Below are 17213 nucleotides of genomic sequence, written 5' to 3'. Positions count from 1 at the left end.
TTCAGCTCGCGACGAGGGTGCGCGCCGTCAGTCGCGTGGCGCGCCTTCAGGCAGTCCCGGAACCGCGGGCGGAGTGACTCGTCCGCGGATGAAGATGATCGCCACGAGGCCGAAGAGGATGACCGGGATGTTCCCGAATCCGGCGAACGTCGCCAGGGGCCCGTCTCCCGGGTGCGTGGTCAGCAGGAAGATGCTCGGGTCGGTGCTCGCGTGCAGGAGGATCGGCCAGATGAGGTGGCCCGTGACCCGCAGCGTGAGGTACATGCAGATGCCGAACGCGAACGTGTACACGACCTGGATGCCCGTTGCCAGGAGGCTCTGCCCGCCGAGCAGGTTCCCCGAGTGCAGTCCGGCGAACAGCGCGGCCGAGACGAGCGCGGTCGCGAGCTCCGAGTGGCCGGCCTTGCGCATGAGGTTCACGACGTAGCCACGTGTCAGCACCTCTTCGGCGAAGCCGATGCAGAGGCCGGCGACCAGCCAGGCAGCGACGACATCGAACCCAGCCGCTGCGTAGTCGAGCGACGCGAAGCGGAGCACGTTGAAGACGAGGACGACGGCGACGCCGATCCACATCCACCCCCTGCCGTTGATCGGCTGCCGCGCGAACAGCTCGCGCAGCCAGCCGAGTGAGAGCGCGAAGGCGACGAGCAGCGCACCGCCGAACGCGATCGGCAGGATGTAGTCGAAGAGCAGCGCGGAGGCGGAACCGGGTGCCGGGTCGCCCCTGAAGGGCACGAAGAGGAAGCCCCCGAGCTGGTAGAGCGCGTAGTACACGACGACGAGCAGCGTCGCCTTCCACCAGCCGCCGCGCTCCCAGAAGCGCTTCCAGGGGGAGATCGACGTCGACGTCGAGGGGTCTTCGCTTCGGCCGCTCATGGGCGCGCTCCAAGTCGTCGGGGGGAGTCGGGGATCAGGGGAGTCGGGGAGGGGTCGCCTCGGGCGTTGCTCGCGGCCTGTCACGAGATCCTAGCCAGTCGGTGGGCCCGCGATGGAGGCGAGGGGACTGCGCGCCCGCGCCGTGCGAGGCTCACCAGCCGTGCGTGTTCATCCACGCTCGGCGTCGGTCGGCCTCTTCGCGTGACTCATCGCCGCGCCACGAGTCGTGTGCCGACAGGGCACCGTCGTCGAGCGTGACGAATGCGAAGCAGACGCCGCACAGAGCTCGGCCGTTGGGGTAGCCGTCCGGGAGTCTCGGCGCCGGAACCGCGGCCGACCCACTCGCCGGGCACCGGGGTGCGTCCGCGTCGATATCGCTCCAGAGGATGCTCGACCCCGTCCGGTTGTGGAGGCCGGCGTGGCCCGCGCGACGCGTGCAGAGCTCGCCGCTGCGGCGGCTGAGGCAGAGCATCCGGGCGGCACCTGGCAGCTGGGCGATGGGGCGGTTGCTCACGATGCTCCGATGAGGTTCAGCTGCGTCGCATCGAAGTGCCTCGAGGGGAGATTGGGAACCGCACGATCACGCATGCACCCAGCCTAGGCAAGCTGCGTCGGTAGACTCGCGGCATGGCAGACCCGCGAGGATCCGAGGACGAAGAGCAGTTCGCGGTCACCTCGCTCGGGCTCGCGGTCCGTGCCGGCCGCAAGCGCCTCGACCTCTCCGTGCACGCGCTCGCGAAGCAGGCGGGTGTGAGCCTTGGGCTCATCAGCCAGCTCGAGCGCGGCATCGGCAATCCGTCGCTCGGCTCGATCCAGCGACTGGCGACCGCGCTCGGCGTGCCCATCACGCAGCTCCTGGAACCGCCGGCACCCGACTTCGCCGTCGTCACCCACGACCGACGGCTGCGATTGCCGACTCCCACCGATGTCCCGGAGGACGAGCGCGCGGTCCGTGAGCTGCTGACGCCCCGCAGCGAGTCGACGCTGCAGCTCATCCGGTCCGTGCTGCCGCCGCGCTTCACGAACGCGGGCCGCCCGTTCCGGCATATCGGAACGGAGAGCGTCACCGTGCTCTCGGGTCGCCTCATGGTGGTGCACGGCGAGGAGCGGGTTGTCCTCGAGGCGGGGGACACCGCGACCTACGCATGCTCGACCGCCCACTGGTGGTCGAACGAGCACGACGGCGAGACGGTCGTGATCGGAGCCGTGAGCCCCTTCGAGCGCTAGGCCTGCGTCGAGCCCTCGCCCCTGCGGGAGCTCTCCGGCTCGGCGTCGACGGACGAGCTCGAGACCAGCGCCTCATGAAGGTCGTGGATGCGCAGCTCGAGCAGGCGGTCGAGCTCGTCGACCGGGTGGGTGTGGTCGTCGACGCGCAGGTCGACCGCGAGCTCCGGCGGGTGGATGCGACGTTCCTGCCTGGTGGCGACGAGGATCGCGGCGCTCTGCCGGCCTCGCGCGTCCCCGCCCGCGCTCTGGCCGGCGTGCAGCGCGACGAGCAGTCGTCTCGCGAACACGGCGATCGCGGTCGTCTGCTCGAGCTCGGGGGACCCGGGTTCCGGGGCGCTGCGCTCGAAGGAGTCGGCGATGGCGTCGAGCACTTCTGGCCCGGTGAGCAGGTTGCCGACGGTCACGTAGCCTGCGCCGTGGCGCTGGCCCGTCCAGGGGCTCGTGAGGTCGCCCACCCACGCGCCCGTGCGTCCGCTCAGGTCGAGTGCCGCCGTCTGTCGGTATTGGGGAGCCTCGTCCCATTCGGCGATTCGGCCGACGACGGCGTCGGGCGATTCGCCAGCCGCCAGGGCGTCGAGCATGCGGCCTCGCAGGGCTCTGTTGGTCCACGCCTGGCTGGCGACGACCCCCACGGTCGGATCGATGGCGAGCACGGCGTTGCCCACCGCGAGGGATCGGCTTGCGGTCACGGCGCCGAGGAGGCCCGCCGTGCGATCGCGTGCCAGCAGTGTGAAGGTCATGCTCGTCCTCGTCTCAGCAGCGCGCCTCGAGGAGGGAACCCCGGGCACTGGAATCGTTTGTGACGATCCTGTTTCGGCCGCCCTGCGGCCTTGTACCTCGCCCAAGCGTGCCACATACTGATGAAACATTCACGAAAATGAACGAAGTGGAGTGCATCATGCAACGACGAAGTGCAGGGATCGGAGCCGCGGCCATCGGCGCGCTCCTCGTCTTGAGCGGATGCTCGGCCGGCGAGAGCGTCGACCTCGGTGGCGGAGACGCCGTCGAAGGCGAAGTGCTCCACGCGGCCATCGGCGGGGAACCCGACCAGCTCGACCCCCACAAGACGTCCTCCTACTTCTCGTTCCAGGTGCTCGAGAACGTCTACGACACCCTCGTCGAACCCGACGAGAACCTCGAGATGCAGCCCGCGCTCGCGGAGTCCTGGGAGACCAGCGACGACCAGCTGACCTGGACCTTCACGCTGCGCGACGGCGTCACCTTCCACGACGGCTCCGACTTCACGAGCGAGGACGTCGTCTACTCGTACAACCGCATCATCGACGAAGAGCTCGCCAACGCGTGGAAGTTCGACGCCGTCACGAACGTCGAGGCGCCCGACGACTCGACGGTCGTCATCACCGTCTCGCAGCCGACCCCGAACCTGCTCTCCAACCTCGGTGGGTTCAAGGGCATGGCGATCGTCGAGCAGTCCAACGTCGAATCCGGCGAGATCACGAACGCGCCTGTCGGCACCGGCCCCTTCTCGCTCGCGAGCTACACGAGCGGCGACCGCATCGAACTCGCCGCCAACCCCGACTACTGGGACGGCGCCCCGAGCATCGGCGGCGTCGAGTTCCAGTTCATCTCCGAGCCCTCGACGGCGCTCGCCGCACTCAAGAGCGGTGAGATCCAGTGGACCGACGTCGTCCCCGCGCAGCAGGTCGAGGAACTCAGCGGCGACGAGTCCATCGAGCTGGGGCAGAACCCGTCGAGCGACTACTGGTACCTGGCACTCAACGAGGGCAAGGAGCAGTGGCAGGACCCACGCGTCCGCCAGGCCATCGCCTACGCCATCGACCGCGACGCCATCGTGCAGGCGGTCAGCTACGGCACCGCCGAGGCCAACCAGCTCGCCATCCCGCAGGACAGCATCTGGTACACGGAGTACGACAAGTACTCGACCGACATCGAGGAGTCGAAGCGGCTCCTCAGCGAGGCCGGCTTCACCGGCGGAACGCTCGACCTGCTCGCGACGAGCGAGTACCCCGAGACCGTCACGGCCGCGCAGATCATCGCATCCAACCTCGAGCCGCTCGGCATCACCGTCGAGATCAGGCAGCCCGACTTCTCGACCTGGCTCGACGAGCAGAACTCCGGCAACTTCGACATGCTCATGATGGGCTGGCTCGGCAACATCGACCCGGACGACTTCTACTACTCGCAGCACCACAGCGACGGCGGCAGCAACGCCCAGAAGTACTCCAACCCGGAGGTCGACGCGCTGCTCGACTCGGCCCGCACGGAGACCGACCAGGCTGCGCGCAAGGAGCTGTACGCGCAGGCCGCGACGATCATCGCCGACGACGCCAGCTACATCTACCTGTACAACCCGTCGGTGATCCAGGTGTGGAGCCCGACCCTCGGCGACTACGAGGCGCGCGCTGACCGGGCGACGCGGTTCCGCGACGCCACGCTGACCCCGTAGCCCGCCCCGCCCAGCAACCGGGCGAGACGGCAACACAGCAAGACAACAACCCAGGACACAGGGTCCACGAGGGGAAAACCCAATGAGAATGTCGTTCGGCTCCATCGCCGCGTTCCTCGGCTGGCGCCTGCTCTACTCGGCGATCGTGCTGCTCGGAGTGCTCGTCGTCGTCTTCTCCCTCGTGCACTTCGTGCCGGGCGACCCAGTTCGGCTGGCGCTCGGCACGAGGTACACGCAGGAGGCGTACGACGCGCTCCGGGCGGCGTCCGGACTCGACCGGCCCATCCTCGAGCAGTTCTTCTCCTACGTCGGCAACGCGCTCACGGGCAACCTCGGCGTGAGCTTCCGCAACGGCGACGCCGTGACGACGACGCTGCTCGAGCGCCTGCCGGCGACGCTCTCGCTGGCCGGCGTCGGGCTCGTGATCGCGCTCCTCATCTCCGTGCCCGCCGGCATCTGGTCGGCGCTGCGGGAAGGGCGCGTGAGCGACGGCGTCATCCGCGTCACGAGCCAGTTCGGCGTCTCGATTCCGGACTTCTGGATGGGCATGCTGCTCATCGGGCTGTTCTCGTCGACGCTCGGCTGGCTCCCCTCGAGCGGCTACTCGTCGATCGGCGATGACCCTGGCGACTGGGCCAGGCACGTGCTCCTGCCCGGCCTCACCGTCGGCCTCGTCGCTGGCGCCATCATGACCCGCTACATTCGCTCGGCCGTGCTCGAGGTGGCGTCCATGGGGTACGTCCGCACCGCGAAGTCCAAGGGGCTCTCGGCGTGGACGGTGACGATGCGCCACATCGTCAGGAACGCGCTCGTGCCCGTCCTCACGATCGCCGGCATCCAGCTCGCCACGATCCTCGGCGGCGTCATCGTCGTAGAGGTCGTCTTCGCCTGGCCAGGGCTCGGACGCCTCGTCTACGACGCCGTCTCCTCCCGCGACTACCCGCTCATCCAGGGCTCCGTGTTGCTCATCGCCGTGATGTTCCTCGCCGTGAACTTCATCGTGGATGTGCTCTACGCGCTCGTCGACCCGAGGATCCGGCTCTCATGACCGCACAGAACCCAGAAGCCACGCGGCAGGCGGAATCCGGCCCGCCCGCACCGGAGGAACGCACCCGCGTCGCCGCCTGGCGCCTCCTCCTCAGCAACCCCGTGACGGTCGTCAGCGCGGTGCTCCTCTTCATCGTCGTGTTCGTCGCCCTGCTCGGCCCCTGGATCGCGCCATACGGCGTCAACGACGTCGACGTCGCGAACCAGCTCCAGCCGCCGAGCGCCGCGCACTGGTTCGGCACCGACGACCTCGGACGGGACGTGCTGAGCCGCGTGATGATCGCGTCTGGCGTCTCCCTGCAGGTGGCGTTCGTGTCCGTCGCATTTGCGTTCGTCGTCGGCGTGCTGGTCGGCGTCATCTCCGGCTACGCGGGTGGACTCCTCGACACCGTGCTCATGCGCCTCGTCGACGTCATGTTCGCGTTCCCCGTGCTCCTGCTCGCGCTCGCCATCGTCGCGATCCTCGCGCCAGGACTCGCGACGACCATGCTCGCGATCGGCATCGTCTACACGCCGATCTTCGCGAGGGTCGCCCGAGCGAGCACGCTCTCCGTCCGTGTCGAGCCGTACGTCCAGGTCTCCCGCACGATGGGCACGCCATGGGCGAGCATCCTCGGCCGCCACGTGCTGCCCAACATCACCGGCCCGATCATCGTGCAGACCTCGCTCTCCCTGGCCTTCGCGATCCTCGCCGAATCGGCCCTCTCCTTCCTCGGCCTCGGCATCCAGCCGCCGGCCCCCTCCTGGGGTGGCATGCTCTTCGCCGCGCAGGGCTTCATCAGCCAGGCCTGGTGGATGAGCCTCTTCCCCGGCGTCGCGATCTTCATCACGGCGCTCTCCTTCAACCTGCTCGGCGACGGGATGCGCGACGTCCTCGACCCCAAGCAGCGCACCCTCATCGAGTCAAGGAGGAAGCGATGACCGCTCCAGCGCTCCGCGTCGCCGACCTGCGGGTCTCCATCGGCCGCAAGGACATCGTCCGCGGGATCGACTTCTCGATCGAGCCGGGCGGAACGCTCGGCATCGTGGGGGAGTCCGGATCGGGGAAGTCGATGACCGTCCTCGCCGCCACCGGACTCCTCGACGCGCCAGGCGCCCGCGTCACGGGCACCAGCACGCTCAACGACCAGAAGCTCGGGCAGGTTGAGCTGATCGGCGCATCCGCTCGAACCCTGCGGAGCGTGCACGGCAACGGGATCGGCTTCGTCTTCCAGGACCCGAGCACCTCGCTCAACCCGCTGCTCACCCTCGGCCGGCAGCTGACCGAGTCGCTCGAGACGCACCGACGCCTCTCGCGCCGCGCCGCGCGCACGAAAGCCATCGAGCTCCTCGAATCCGTCGGCATCCCAGAGCCCGAAGCTCGCTTCGACGCCTACCCGCACGAGCTCTCCGGCGGGCAGCGGCAGCGCGTCATGATCGCCATCGCGCTCTCCTGCGACCCCGGCCTGCTCGTCGCCGACGAGCCGACCACCGCCCTCGATGTGACCACGCAGGCGCAGATCATCGATCTCGTCCGCACGCTCCAGCACGAGCACGGCACCGCCGTCATCTGGATCAGCCACGACATGGGAGTCATCTCGCAGGTCGCGGACGAGGTGCTCGTGATGCGCCACGGCGCGGCCGTCGAACGGCGCGGCGCCATCGACCTCGTCACGGCCCCACGGCATCCGTACACCAGGGAGCTGCTCGCAGCGAGGCCCCGGCTCGGCAAGGCGAAGCCCACCCCAGCGAGGCCGGACGCGACGACGATCCTCCGGGTCTCCGAGCTCGACGTGCGCTTCCCCATCCAGACCCCCAAGGGCCGCAGCCACGTGCACGCCGTCGACGGCGTCTCGTTCGAGCTGCGCCAGGGGACGACGCTCGGCATCGTCGGCGAGTCTGGCTCCGGGAAGTCGACCATCGCGAACGCGCTCACCGGCCTCGTCAAGCCGACGGGCGGCACAGCGACGCTCGAGGGCCTCGATGTGCTCAAGGCCGACAACCAGCTGCGGCGCCGCATCGCGATGGTCTTCCAGGACCCGTTCTCCTCGCTCGACCCCCGCATGTCCGTCGGCCAGTCGGTCGCCGAGCCGTTGCGCGTCCACCGCCTCCCCGCTGGCGGTTCGCGTTCCGTGCGCATCGACGAGCTCTTCGACCTCGTCGAGCTGCCGCGGGACTTCATCGGCCGGTATCCGCACGAGCTCTCCGGCGGGCAGCGGCAGCGGGTCTCGATCGCCAGGGCACTCGCGCTCGAGCCCGACATCGTCATCCTCGACGAGTCGACGGCGTCTCTGGATGTGTCCATCCAGTCCCGCATCCTCGAGCTGCTGCGCAGGCTGCAGGACGAGCTCTCGCTCAGCTACCTCTTCATCGCGCACGACCTCGCGATCGTCGAGGAGATGAGTCACGATGTGCTCGTCATGCAGCGCGGGCGAATCGTCGAGCATGCCCCTGCCGACGAGATCTTCGGCGCCCCGAAGGAGGAGTACACGAAGCAGCTCCTCGCGGCGATCCCGCCGGAGCTCCCGAGAAGCCTGAACGCGCATCCGTCCTGACCTCCCTGCTCTCGCACACCGCGGGTAAGCTCTGTCTGCCGCGTTCCGCGCTGCACCAGAACACCAAGGAGAACACCGTGCCCGTTGGACTGCTCGCCGTCGTCGACGACATCCTCACCGCTGCGCTGAAGGCCTCGGCGAAGTCGGCGGGAGTCGTCATCGACGACGCCGCCGTCACTCCGCAGTACGTGCAGGGCATCACGCCAGCACGGGAGCTGCCGGTGGTGTGGAACATCGCCAAGGGCAGCCTCTTCAACAAGTTCGTGATCATCATCCCGATCGCGCTGCTGCTGACGGCCTTCGCGCCCTGGGTGCTGCCCTACCTCCTCATCGTGGGCGGCGTGTACCTGTGCTTCGAGGGCGCGGAGAAGGTCACCGAGTGGTTCGGCCACCATCACGCGCTCGACGAGGACCATCCGCGTGACGAGAAGAAGCTCGTCTCGGGAGCGGTGCGCACCGACCTGATCCTCTCGACCGAGATCATGCTCATCTCGCTGTCGAACCTCGACCCCGAGCTGGGGTTCTGGATGCGCTTGGCGGCCCTCGTCGTCATCGCGCTCGCCATGACGGCCCTCGTCTACGGCGCCGTGGCGCTGCTCGTCAAGATCGACGACGTCGGCCTGCACATGGCGACCCGCCGCGACCGCCGCACCCGCCACCTCGGCGTGCGCATCGTGCGCTCCATGCCCGCCGTCTTCCGGGTCATCAGCATCGTCGGAACCGTCGCGATGCTCTGGGTGGGCGGCCACCTCGTCATCATCAACGTCGGCGAGGTCGGCTGGCACGCGCCTGCAGACCTGCTGCACGAGATCGAGCACGCCCTCATGAACGCCGGTGCCGTCGTCGTCTGGCTCGTCGACACGCTCATCTCCGCCATCGTCGGTCTCGTCGTCGGCCTGGTCGTCGTCGGCATCACGCTGCTCGTCGGACGCATCCTGCCGAAGAAGCCCAAGGCGGCCGCGACCGCAAAAGCTCCCGGCGTCGAGAAGCACTAACGACGCATTGCGGGGCCGGATGGTCGGCTCAGTCCGGCACGCCGGGTTCCGTCGCGGCGCCTGCCGCGACGAGCTCCGAGAACGCGGTGCCAAGCGCATCCCTGACGAGACGCACGCTGTCTCGATCGCGGAGCGCCCCACGCGTCGCCGTGAAGATATCCCGGTGGGGCCGCCCCGGGAGGTCCAGGAAGCGCAGCCCGCCGCCAGATGCGGCGCCCACGAGCTCGGAGACGAGGCCAACCGCGTGACCCGCGGCGATGAGGCGCAGGTGCGTGTGCAGGTCACTGGCCACGTACCGCACTTCCGGTTCGAATCCCGCCGCCCTGCACTGCTGCTCCGCCCAGTCACGCGCGGCGGTGCCCGGGGGCTCCATCACCCAGGGGCTACCGCGGAAGTCGGCGATCGAGGTGGCTCCAGACGTTCCGGCGGTCGCGAGCGAGATCGCGTCGAACCCGAGGACCTCACGCTCGATGCCCTCCGCGTGGGGCCTGGTGTGGCCTGGATACTCCTCGGCGACCACGAGGTCGTACCGGTGCGCCTCGAGTTCGAAGAGCCCCTCCTCAGGTGAGACGGCGTCCACTTCGACCCGGATGTCCGGACGGGTCTGCTCCAGGAGCGTCAGGGCCCGGGGGAGCAGCGCGCGGACGACGGATTCGAGCGCGGCCACCCGCACCCGCTCGGTGCCCGTGCGCATCGCGCCGAGCTCATCGCGAGCGCGGGTCTCCAGGTCGAGCACACGCGCGGCGTGCTCGGCGAGTGTCACCCCCTGCGGCGTCAGCCGCACGCGCCTGCCATCCTGCACGAGCAGGGGAACGCCCACCTCGCGCTGCAGCTGCGCCAGCTGGTGCGAGACGGTCGACGCGCTGAAGTTGAGCGAGGCCGCGACGGCAGTGATGGTGCCTCGCAGCTGCAGCTCTCGCAGCAGGCGGAGGCGGCGGAGGTCCCACATCTTGCGCCACCTTTCGATTTCATCGATGAGTTCGTTTCGACTATCTTCGCTATTCGTCCGCAATCACGCCAGCAACACTGGAAAGGGCGCGTATCCACCGGGGTCGACGCGTCGCTTCCAGAAGGAGTCACTGCCGATGTCCGATCTGACCTTCCAGCTCATCGCCCTCGCGATCTACTTCGCGGCGATGGTGGGCATTGGGCTCTACGCGTTCCGCAAGACCAAGGATCACGAGGATTACATGCTCGGCGGCCGCAACCTCAGCCCGGGCACCGCGGCGCTCAGCGCCGGGGCCTCCGACATGTCCGGCTGGCTCATGATGGGACTCCCCGGAGCCATCTACATCTCCGGACTCATCGAGGCCTGGATCGCCATCGGCCTCACGATCGGCGCCTACCTCAACTGGCGCTTCGTCGCCCCGCGCCTCCGCGCCTACACGGAGGTGGCGAAGAACTCCATCACCATCCCGAGCTTCTTCGAGAACCGCCTGCGCGACCGCTCGCGCCTCCTCCGCATCGTCAGCGGCGTCGTGATCCTCATCTTCTTCACCTTCTACATCTCGTCCGGCATGGTCGCAGGCGGCGTGTTCTTCGAGGGATCATTCGGCGGCGACTACCTGGTCGGGATGCTCCTCGTCACGGGCGTCACGCTGCTCTACACCCTCTTCGGCGGGTTCCTCGGGGCGTCGTTCACCGACGTCGTGCAGGGGCTCATGATGATGCTCGCGCTTGTCCTGATCCCCGTCGTCGCCATCTTCACGCTCGGGGGCTTCGGCGGCGTCTCCGAGGCCATCGTCGCGTCCGGCATCGAGCACACGGGGCTCATCCCCGGCGACGGACTCGACTGGGTGACCACGCTCGCCATCGTCTCGGCGCTCGCCTGGGGCCTCGGCTACTTCGGCCAGCCGCACATCATCGTCCGGTTCATGGCGATGCGCGACCCGGGCTCGGCCAAGGCGGGACGCCGAATCGGCATGTCCTGGATGACGCTCTCCATGGTCGGAGCCGTCACGGCAGGAATCGTGGGCGTCGCCTACATCCAGCGCAACGGCATCGAGCTGAGCGACCCCGAGGCGGTCACGCTGGTCATGGCGCAGGTCATGTTCCACCCCATCGTGAGCGGCTTCATCCTCGCCGCTGTCCTCGCCGCCATCATGAGCACGATGTCGAGCCAGCTCATCGTGTGCTCGTCGGCGCTCGTCGAGGACCTGTACATGGTCATCGCGAAGAGGCAGCCCTCCGCTCGGAAGCTCGTGATCCTCGGTCGCACGTGCGTGTTCGCCGTCGCGGTCGTCGCGGGCGTCCTGGCCTTCGACCGGACCGGCACCATCCTCAGCCTCGTCGGCTTCGCCTGGGCCGGCTTCGGTGCGGCCTTCGGCCCCGCCGTCATCCTCAGCCTCTACTGGCGCAAGCTCACCAACTGGGGAGCGCTCGCGGGCATGGTCGCGGGCACGATCACCGTGTTCGCCTGGTCCGCCCTCGGGACCGACCTCTACGAGATCGTTCCTGGCGTCGTCGTCAGCCTCATCGCCTCGGTCGTCGTCAGCCTCCTCACGTACAAGCGCGACCCCGAGATCGATGCCGAGTTCGATCAGGCCAAGACGCTGGTCGTGAAGAAGGCCGACGCCGTCGAGGACGAGAAGGTCGAGGCGTAGCGGCCGCGAGCCGCGCCCTGCCGCCACCCAGTCGCACGAAGTTGTGGCCCGATGCGCTTCCCGGATTCGGGAGGAGCACCGGGCCACAACTCTGTCGGGACCGAGGCGCCCCGAGACGCCGCGAGGCGCGGCGAGGCGTCAGAGCCGCGGCGTGCGCGGCGGCTCCGTGCGGCGCTCGCCCGTCGCCTCGAAGGCCGCGGCGAGGCGGAGGAGCGCCGTGTCGTCGTAGGCCCTCCCCGCGAAGGTGAGCCCCACGGGCATCCCGATGTCCGCCATCGTGCCCATCGGCACGGTCACGGTGGGGATGCCCAGGTGGCGGATGGCGAGGTTCCCGTTCGCGACCCAGACGCCGTTGCGCCAGCCCAGGTCGGCTGAGGCCACGTCGACGTCCATGTCGGCTGGGCCCACGTCGGCCACCGCCGGGAAGGCGACGGCATCGAGGCGCTGCGCGAGCATCCACTCCTCGAGGTCGACCCGCCGCGTCTCCTCGAGGCCGCGCACGCCGGCCGCGAGCTCGGGGATGTCGGCGAACGAGGCGACCGGATGCTCGCGCACGTGGTCCGGGTAGGTGGCGATGTCGTCATCGAAGCCCGTGTAGCGGTCCGGGAGTGCCCCCTCGGGGTTCGGGAAGATGCGCGAGCCGTCGACCTGGGTCAGGGAGTTGAGCTGCGGGTCGGCATTCGCCGAGAGGAAGTCCTCCCACCCCCATGCCGACAGGTCGACGATCTCGCGCTTGAGGTACTCGGGGGAGACGAGCCCGCGCGTGTGGATCTTCGGAGCTCCCGGCCGGTCGCCCTCGTAGTTCGACACGACAGGGAAGTCGACCTCGACGACGGTCGCGCCCGCCGCCTCGAGGTCGGCCCGCGCCGCCTCCCAGAGCTCGACGATGGATCGACGCGTGTCGATCTTCTGGCCGGTCGGACCGCCGATACCCGGCTCGGACGACGTTCCCGCGTCCGGGTCGGCGTTGATGTACATGCGGGGCACGCCGATGCGGGTGCTCGCGAGGCCGGCACGCGCATCCGCCTGGTTCGACGGGAGGAGGGCGACGTACGAGGCGGGACGCACCTCCGAGACGGGAGGGATGCGCACCCACGGCTGCGCCCGCCAGAAGTCGCCTCGCGTCTGCGCATCGTCGGCCACCACCACGTCGAGCACCTCAAGGAGGTCGGCCATGGAGCGGGCGTGGGGGACGACGACGTCCATCGTCGGGACGAGCGGCCAGTTGCCGCGCACCGAGATCACGCCCCGTGATGGCGTGTACGCGCAGAGCGCGTTGTTCGAAGCCGGGGCCCGACCGCTCGACCACGTCTCCTCGCCGAGACCGAACGCCGCGAAGCTCGCCGCCGTCGCGGTTCCCGAGCCGTTCGAGGAGCCGGAGCCGAACGCGCTCGTCAGGAACGCGGCGTTGTACGGGCTCTCGGCGCGGTCGTACACGCCGCGCTGCATGCCGCCATTCGCCATCGGCGGCATGTTCGTGAGCCCGAGGCAGATCGCACCCCCGGCGCGGAGGCGCTCGATCGTGAACGCGTCGCGCTGCGCGACGAGGCCCGCGAAGGCGGGGCTCCCGGACGCCGCGGTCAGGCCCTCGACGAGGTAGCTGTCCTTCGCCGTGTAGGGGATGCCCTCGAGCGGGCCGAGCAGGCGCCCCGCCGCGCGGCGCCGGTCCGAGGCGCGAGCCTCCTCGAGCGCATCCGGGTTCTGGACGACGACCGCGTTGAGCTTCGGACCGCTCGCGTCGTAGGCCGCGATCCTCGCGAGGTAGGCCTCGACCAGGCCGGCGCTCGTCGCGCGCCCGTCCTCGAGCGCGGCCCGCAGCTGCGCGATCGGCGCCTCGACCACGTCGAAGCTCACCGTGCACCCCCGAGCGTGGGCTGCTGCTGGGTGATGCAGTGGATGCCGCCCCCGCGCGCGAACAGCTCACGGGCATCCACCGACACGACCGTGCGGCCGGGGTAGACCGACTCGAGCACCTCGCGCGCCCGCGCATCCGCCGCCTCGTCGTCGAAGCCGCACGCGACGACGCCATCGTTCGTGACGAGGTGGTTGACGTAGCTCCAGTCGACGAAGCCCTCCTCATCGCGGAGCGTGCTCGGCGCCGGTATGCCGACGATCTCGAGTTCGCGCCCCGCGGCATCCCGCTGGCCCGCGAGGTGCTCGCGCAGGCCGGCGACCACCTCGTGGTCAGGATGCTCGGGGTCGAGCTGCTCGTGCAGGAGGAGCGTGCCAGGTGCGGTGAGGGTCGCGACGATGTCGACGTGCCCGTTCGTGCCGAAATCGTCGTAGTCGCGGGTGAGCCCCCGCGGCAGCCAGATGGTGTGCGTCGCGCCGAGCGTCCTCGCGAACTCGGCTTCGACGCGCGACTTGTCGGCGAGCGGGTTGCGTCGCGGATCGAGCTGCACGGTCTCCGTCGCGAGCAGCGTGCCCTCGCCGTCGACATGGATGCCGCCGCCCTCGTTGACGAGCAGAGAGCTCACGAGCTCAGCACCGCTAGCCTCTGCGACGAAGCGGCCGATCCCCGCCGACTTCTGCCACTCGGCCCACGCCGGCGCGCCCCAGCCGTTGAAGATCCAGTCGACGGCGCCGAGGACGCCGGGCCGTTCGTCGTCGGTGACGAAGGTCGGGCCGATGTCGCGCATCCAGAACTCGTCGAGGGGTGCCTCGAGGATCTCGATCTCCTCGCCGAGCATCCGGCGGGCGCGATGCAGCTCGCTGGGATCGACGACCATCGTGACGGGTTCGAAGCGCGCGACGGCGTGCGCGACCGCGGTCCAGGCCGCGTAGCCGTCCTCGCGCTGCGCGGCCGTGTCGCCGAGCGTGATCCCCTCGCGGGGGAAGGCCATCCACGTGCGATCGTGCGGTGCCGTCTCGGCGGGCATCTTCCAGGCCATATCCGGTCCTCCAGAACTCGAAGCGAGCATTGTTGATCATGTGATCAACAAGTGCTCGAAGAGTACGTAGACTCGGGACATCGTGTCAAGAGCCATCAGGAAGCCAGCAGCAGAGCGCCGCGCCGACATCACCGCGGCCGCGATCGACCTCGCCCTCGAAGAGGGGCTCGCCGGTATCACCATGCGCGCCGTCGCCACGCGAATCGGCGTCGCCCCAGCCCTCGTCGCCCACTACGAGCCCAACATGGACGAGCTCGTCACCTCCACGTTCAGGGCCATCGTGGGAGGTGAGCTCGACGAGCTCGAAGTGCAGCTCGCGCCCGTCTCGTCGGCATCCAAGAAGCTGGACCTGCTCGTGGGCACCCTCCTCGACGGCAGCCGCGATGCCGTGACGCACGTGTGGGTCGACGGATGGTCGCTCGGGCGGCGCAACGAGATCCTCGCCGAGGGGGTGCGTGCCGAGATGGACAGATGGCACGCCGCCATCACGCGCATCCTCGTCGACGGAAGCGCGACGGGGGAGTTCCGGGTGCGCGAGGCGGACGCCGTCGCCTGGCAGATCCTCGGCATGATCGACGGCCTCAACGCCCACGCGCTCGTGCGCTGGGGGCGCGATGCAGACCGCGCTGATCTGCTTCGCTCAGTGCTTGATGCGATACTCAGAACTGAAACTGCCCAAACTCCTACAGAAACGACTAGTCTAAAGCGTGACTTCTAGCAATTCTACCGTTCAGACCGAGGCCGAGGCTCCCTCCGAAGAGGCCCAGGCCCTGCCTACATTCGCCGATCTCGGTCTTGACGGGCCCGTACTCAAGGTCCTCAGCGACGTCGGGTACGAGACCCCCTCCGCCATTCAGGCCGCGACCATCCCCACCCTCCTCGAAGGCCGCGACGTCGTCGGCCTCGCGCAGACGGGAACCGGCAAGACGGCCGCGTTCGCGCTGCCCATCCTCTCCCAGCTCGACGTCGACCAGAAGACGCCTCAGGCGCTCGTGCTGGCACCGACCCGCGAACTCGCACTCCAGGTGTGCGAGGCGTTCGAGAAGTACGCGGCCCGCATGCGCGGCGTCCACGTGCTGCCCATCTACGGCGGCCAGGGCTACGGCGTCCAGCTCTCCGCGCTGCGTCGCGGCGTGCACATCGTCGTCGGCACCCCGGGTCGCATCATGGACCACCTCTCGAAGGGCACGCTCGACCTCAGCGAGCTCAAGTTCCTCGTCCTCGACGAGGCCGACGAGATGCTCAAGATGGGCTTCGCGGAAGACGTCGAGACGATCCTCGCCGACACCCCGGACACCAAGCAGGTCGCGCTGTTCTCGGCGACCATGCCGTCGCAGATCCGCCGCATCTCGAAGAAGTACCTCAACGACCCCGCCGAGATCACGGTCAAGACGAAGACCACCACCTCGTCGACGATCACGCAGCGCTACCTCATCGTGAGCTACGCGCAGAAGGTCGACGCGCTCACGCGCATCCTCGAGGTCGAGAACTTCGAAGGCATGATCATCTTCGTTCGCACGAAGAACGAGACGGAGGGCCTCGCCGAGAAGCTCCGCGCACGCGGCTACTCGGCAGCCGCCATCAACGGCGACGTCGCTCAGGTGCAGCGCGAGCGCACCGTCAACCAGCTGAAGTCGGGCAAGCTCGACATCCTCGTCGCGACCGACGTCGCTGCCCGCGGTCTCGACGTGGAGCGCATCAGCCACGTTGTGAACTTCGACATCCCGACCGACACCGAGTCGTACGTGCACCGCATCGGCCGCACGGGCCGTGCCGGTCGCACCGGCGACGCGATCAGCTTCATCACGCCCCGCGAACGCTACCTGCTCGGCCAGATCGAGAAGGCGACCAAGCAGGAGCTCACGCAGATGCAGCTCCCCAGCGTCGACGACGTCAACACGACGCGCCTCACGCGCTTCGACGACGCCATCAGCGAGGCGCTCACGCAGTCCGACCGTGTCGAGAAGTTCCGCGACATCATCGAGCACTACGTGCGCCACCACGACGTGCCGGAAGCCGACGTCGCTGCTGCCCTCGCGATCGTGGCCCAGGGCGAGACGCCTCTGCTCCTCGACGCGGAAGCAGAGCGCAAGGAGCGCTTCGAGCGCAACCAGCGCGAGCAGGCGGAGCGCAAGGAGCGCCGCGACCGCGAAGGCGGCGGCGACAGCCGTGGCTCGCGCGGGGGCGACCGTCGTGAGAGCGGCGGAGAGCGTGCACCCCGCCGCCCGCGCTCGAACGGCAAGCCCATGGCCATGTACCGCCTCGCCGTCGGCAAGCGCCACAAGGTCGAGCCCCGCCAGATCGTTGGCGCGCTCGCGAACGAGGGCGGCCTGAGCCGCGACGACTTCGGTGCGATCGACATCCGCCCCGGCTTCTCGCTCGTCGAGCTGCCCGCCGACCTGTCGAACGACGTGCTCGACAAGCTGACCGGCACGCGCATCTCGGGCAAGCTCATCGAGCTGACCCCAGACCGCGGACCGTCGCGCGACTCGGGCGACCGCCCCTACAAGAAGCGCTACGACAGCTGAGTCGCGACTCCGTGAGATGCCCCTCGCCCATGCGGCGAGGGGCACCTCTGCTTCGTCCACGTTGTCGCTCGCTCGTATCGAGGT

15 protein-coding genes are annotated in these 17213 nt (G+C 69.0%); 9 read left to right on the top strand and 6 right to left on the bottom strand.

The genetic code is table 11. The features are described 5' to 3' along the window. Positions 1-27 precede the first annotated feature (27 nt). Positions 28-876 carry a CPBP family intramembrane glutamic endopeptidase gene (locus ITJ61_RS08410; protein WP_194685951.1) on the bottom strand — a complete coding sequence of 283 codons (849 nt, stop codon included), beginning with the start codon at positions 874-876 and terminating at the stop codon, positions 28-30. Positions 877-1027: 151 nt separating this feature from the next. After that, on the bottom strand, positions 1028-1390 hold the full coding sequence (locus tag ITJ61_RS08405) for a hypothetical protein (protein WP_323744318.1): 363 nt from the start codon (positions 1388-1390) through the stop codon (positions 1028-1030). A 113-nt stretch (positions 1391-1503) separates the two neighbouring features. On the opposite strand from ITJ61_RS08405, the gene ITJ61_RS08400 reads away from it, so the two are divergent. Continuing rightward, entirely contained in the window at positions 1504-2103 is a 600-nt protein-coding gene (locus ITJ61_RS08400) for a helix-turn-helix domain-containing protein (protein WP_104242870.1), read from the top strand. Here the strand turns inward: ITJ61_RS08400 and ITJ61_RS08395 are convergent. Beyond that, positions 2100-2843, bottom strand: coding sequence for a DUF1028 domain-containing protein (locus tag ITJ61_RS08395; protein WP_194685950.1), 744 nt, complete (start codon positions 2841-2843; stop codon positions 2100-2102). The genes ITJ61_RS08400 and ITJ61_RS08395 overlap by 4 nt on opposite strands. A 158-nt stretch (positions 2844-3001) precedes the next feature. On the opposite strand from ITJ61_RS08395, the gene ITJ61_RS08390 reads away from it, so the two are divergent. The 5 genes from ITJ61_RS08390 (at position 3002) to ITJ61_RS08370 (ending at position 9107) form a co-directional block, all read left to right on the top strand. Continuing rightward, positions 3002-4531, top strand: a complete 1530-nt coding sequence (locus tag ITJ61_RS08390) for an ABC transporter substrate-binding protein (RefSeq protein ID WP_194685949.1) — start codon at positions 3002-3004, stop codon at positions 4529-4531. An 82-nt stretch (positions 4532-4613) separates the two neighbouring features. Beyond that, a complete protein-coding gene (locus ITJ61_RS08385; protein WP_104305919.1) occupies positions 4614-5579 on the top strand; it encodes an ABC transporter permease in 966 nt (321 codons plus the stop codon). Beyond that, entirely contained in the window at positions 5576-6499 is a 924-nt protein-coding gene (locus ITJ61_RS08380; protein ID WP_104305920.1) for an ABC transporter permease, read from the top strand. Before ITJ61_RS08385 ends, ITJ61_RS08380 begins: the two co-directional genes overlap by 4 nt. Beyond that, complete coding sequence (locus tag ITJ61_RS08375) at positions 6496-8112, top strand: ABC transporter ATP-binding protein (RefSeq protein ID WP_194685948.1); 1617 nt, start codon at positions 6496-6498, stop codon at positions 8110-8112. The genes ITJ61_RS08380 and ITJ61_RS08375 overlap by 4 nt, the downstream gene beginning before the upstream one ends. 77 nt (positions 8113-8189) lie before the next feature. Beyond that, complete coding sequence (locus ITJ61_RS08370; protein WP_194685947.1) at positions 8190-9107, top strand: DUF808 domain-containing protein; 918 nt, start codon at positions 8190-8192, stop codon at positions 9105-9107. Positions 9108-9135: 28 nt separating this feature from the next. Here ITJ61_RS08370 and ITJ61_RS08365 read toward each other — a convergent pair whose 3' ends face one another. Continuing rightward, the gene (locus tag ITJ61_RS08365) at positions 9136-10056 is read right to left on the bottom strand and encodes a LysR substrate-binding domain-containing protein (RefSeq protein WP_194685946.1); all 921 of its coding nucleotides are present in this window, start codon (positions 10054-10056) and stop codon (positions 9136-9138) included. A 136-nt stretch (positions 10057-10192) separates the two neighbouring features. Between ITJ61_RS08365 and putP the strand changes: the two genes are divergently transcribed. After that, positions 10193-11710 carry a sodium/proline symporter PutP gene (gene putP / locus ITJ61_RS08360; RefSeq protein ID WP_194685945.1) on the top strand — a complete coding sequence of 506 codons (1518 nt, stop codon included), beginning with the start codon at positions 10193-10195 and terminating at the stop codon, positions 11708-11710. A 138-nt stretch (positions 11711-11848) separates the two neighbouring features. On the opposite strand, the gene ITJ61_RS08355 is transcribed toward putP, so the two are convergent. Together ITJ61_RS08355 and ITJ61_RS08350 are read right to left on the bottom strand one after the other, a co-directional pair. Beyond that, positions 11849-13564 (bottom strand): amidase, encoded by a 1716-nt coding sequence (locus ITJ61_RS08355; protein ID WP_194685944.1) that lies wholly within the window; start codon positions 13562-13564, stop codon positions 11849-11851. Next, on the bottom strand, positions 13561-14601 hold the full coding sequence (locus ITJ61_RS08350) for an agmatine deiminase family protein (RefSeq protein ID WP_104299612.1): 1041 nt from the start codon (positions 14599-14601) through the stop codon (positions 13561-13563). The genes ITJ61_RS08355 and ITJ61_RS08350 overlap by 4 nt, the downstream gene beginning before the upstream one ends. Before the next feature lie 82 nt (positions 14602-14683). On the opposite strand from ITJ61_RS08350, the gene ITJ61_RS08345 reads away from it, so the two are divergent. Both ITJ61_RS08345 and ITJ61_RS08340 read left to right on the top strand, forming a co-directional pair. Continuing rightward, positions 14684-15319 carry a TetR/AcrR family transcriptional regulator gene (locus ITJ61_RS08345; protein ID WP_194685943.1) on the top strand — a complete coding sequence of 212 codons (636 nt, stop codon included), beginning with the start codon at positions 14684-14686 and terminating at the stop codon, positions 15317-15319. Beyond that, positions 15309-17129 (top strand): DEAD/DEAH box helicase, encoded by a 1821-nt coding sequence (locus tag ITJ61_RS08340; protein WP_194685942.1) that lies wholly within the window; start codon positions 15309-15311, stop codon positions 17127-17129. Before ITJ61_RS08345 ends, ITJ61_RS08340 begins: the two co-directional genes overlap by 11 nt. Positions 17130-17213 lie beyond the last annotated feature (84 nt).

Origin of the sequence: Pseudoclavibacter sp. VKM Ac-2888 (assembly GCF_015351285.1) — a bacterium.
GTDB lineage: Bacteria > Actinomycetota > Actinomycetes > Actinomycetales > Microbacteriaceae > Pseudoclavibacter.
This window is presented reverse-complemented; position numbering and strand designations above follow the sequence as displayed.

What these genes read in the sequence shown, in the direction of transcription:
- ITJ61_RS08410 (WP_194685951.1), bottom strand. Translation starts at nt 876, where the DNA reads ATGAGCGGCCGAAGCGAAGACCCCTCGACGTCGACGTCGATCTCCCCC.
- ITJ61_RS08400 (WP_104242870.1), top strand. Translation starts at nt 1,504, where the DNA reads ATGGCAGACCCGCGAGGATCCGAGGACGAAGAGCAGTTCGCGGTCACC.
- ITJ61_RS08395 (WP_194685950.1), bottom strand. Translation starts at nt 2,843, where the DNA reads ATGACCTTCACACTGCTGGCACGCGATCGCACGGCGGGCCTCCTCGGC.
- ITJ61_RS08390 (WP_194685949.1), top strand. Translation starts at nt 3,002, where the DNA reads ATGCAACGACGAAGTGCAGGGATCGGAGCCGCGGCCATCGGCGCGCTC.
- ITJ61_RS08385 (WP_104305919.1), top strand. Translation starts at nt 4,614, where the DNA reads ATGAGAATGTCGTTCGGCTCCATCGCCGCGTTCCTCGGCTGGCGCCTG.
- ITJ61_RS08380 (WP_104305920.1), top strand. Translation starts at nt 5,576, where the DNA reads ATGACCGCACAGAACCCAGAAGCCACGCGGCAGGCGGAATCCGGCCCG.
- ITJ61_RS08375 (WP_194685948.1), top strand. Translation starts at nt 6,496, where the DNA reads ATGACCGCTCCAGCGCTCCGCGTCGCCGACCTGCGGGTCTCCATCGGC.
- ITJ61_RS08365 (WP_194685946.1), bottom strand. Translation starts at nt 10,056, where the DNA reads ATGTGGGACCTCCGCCGCCTCCGCCTGCTGCGAGAGCTGCAGCTGCGA.
- putP (WP_194685945.1), top strand. Translation starts at nt 10,193, where the DNA reads ATGTCCGATCTGACCTTCCAGCTCATCGCCCTCGCGATCTACTTCGCG.
- ITJ61_RS08350 (WP_104299612.1), bottom strand. Translation starts at nt 14,601, where the DNA reads ATGGCCTGGAAGATGCCCGCCGAGACGGCACCGCACGATCGCACGTGG.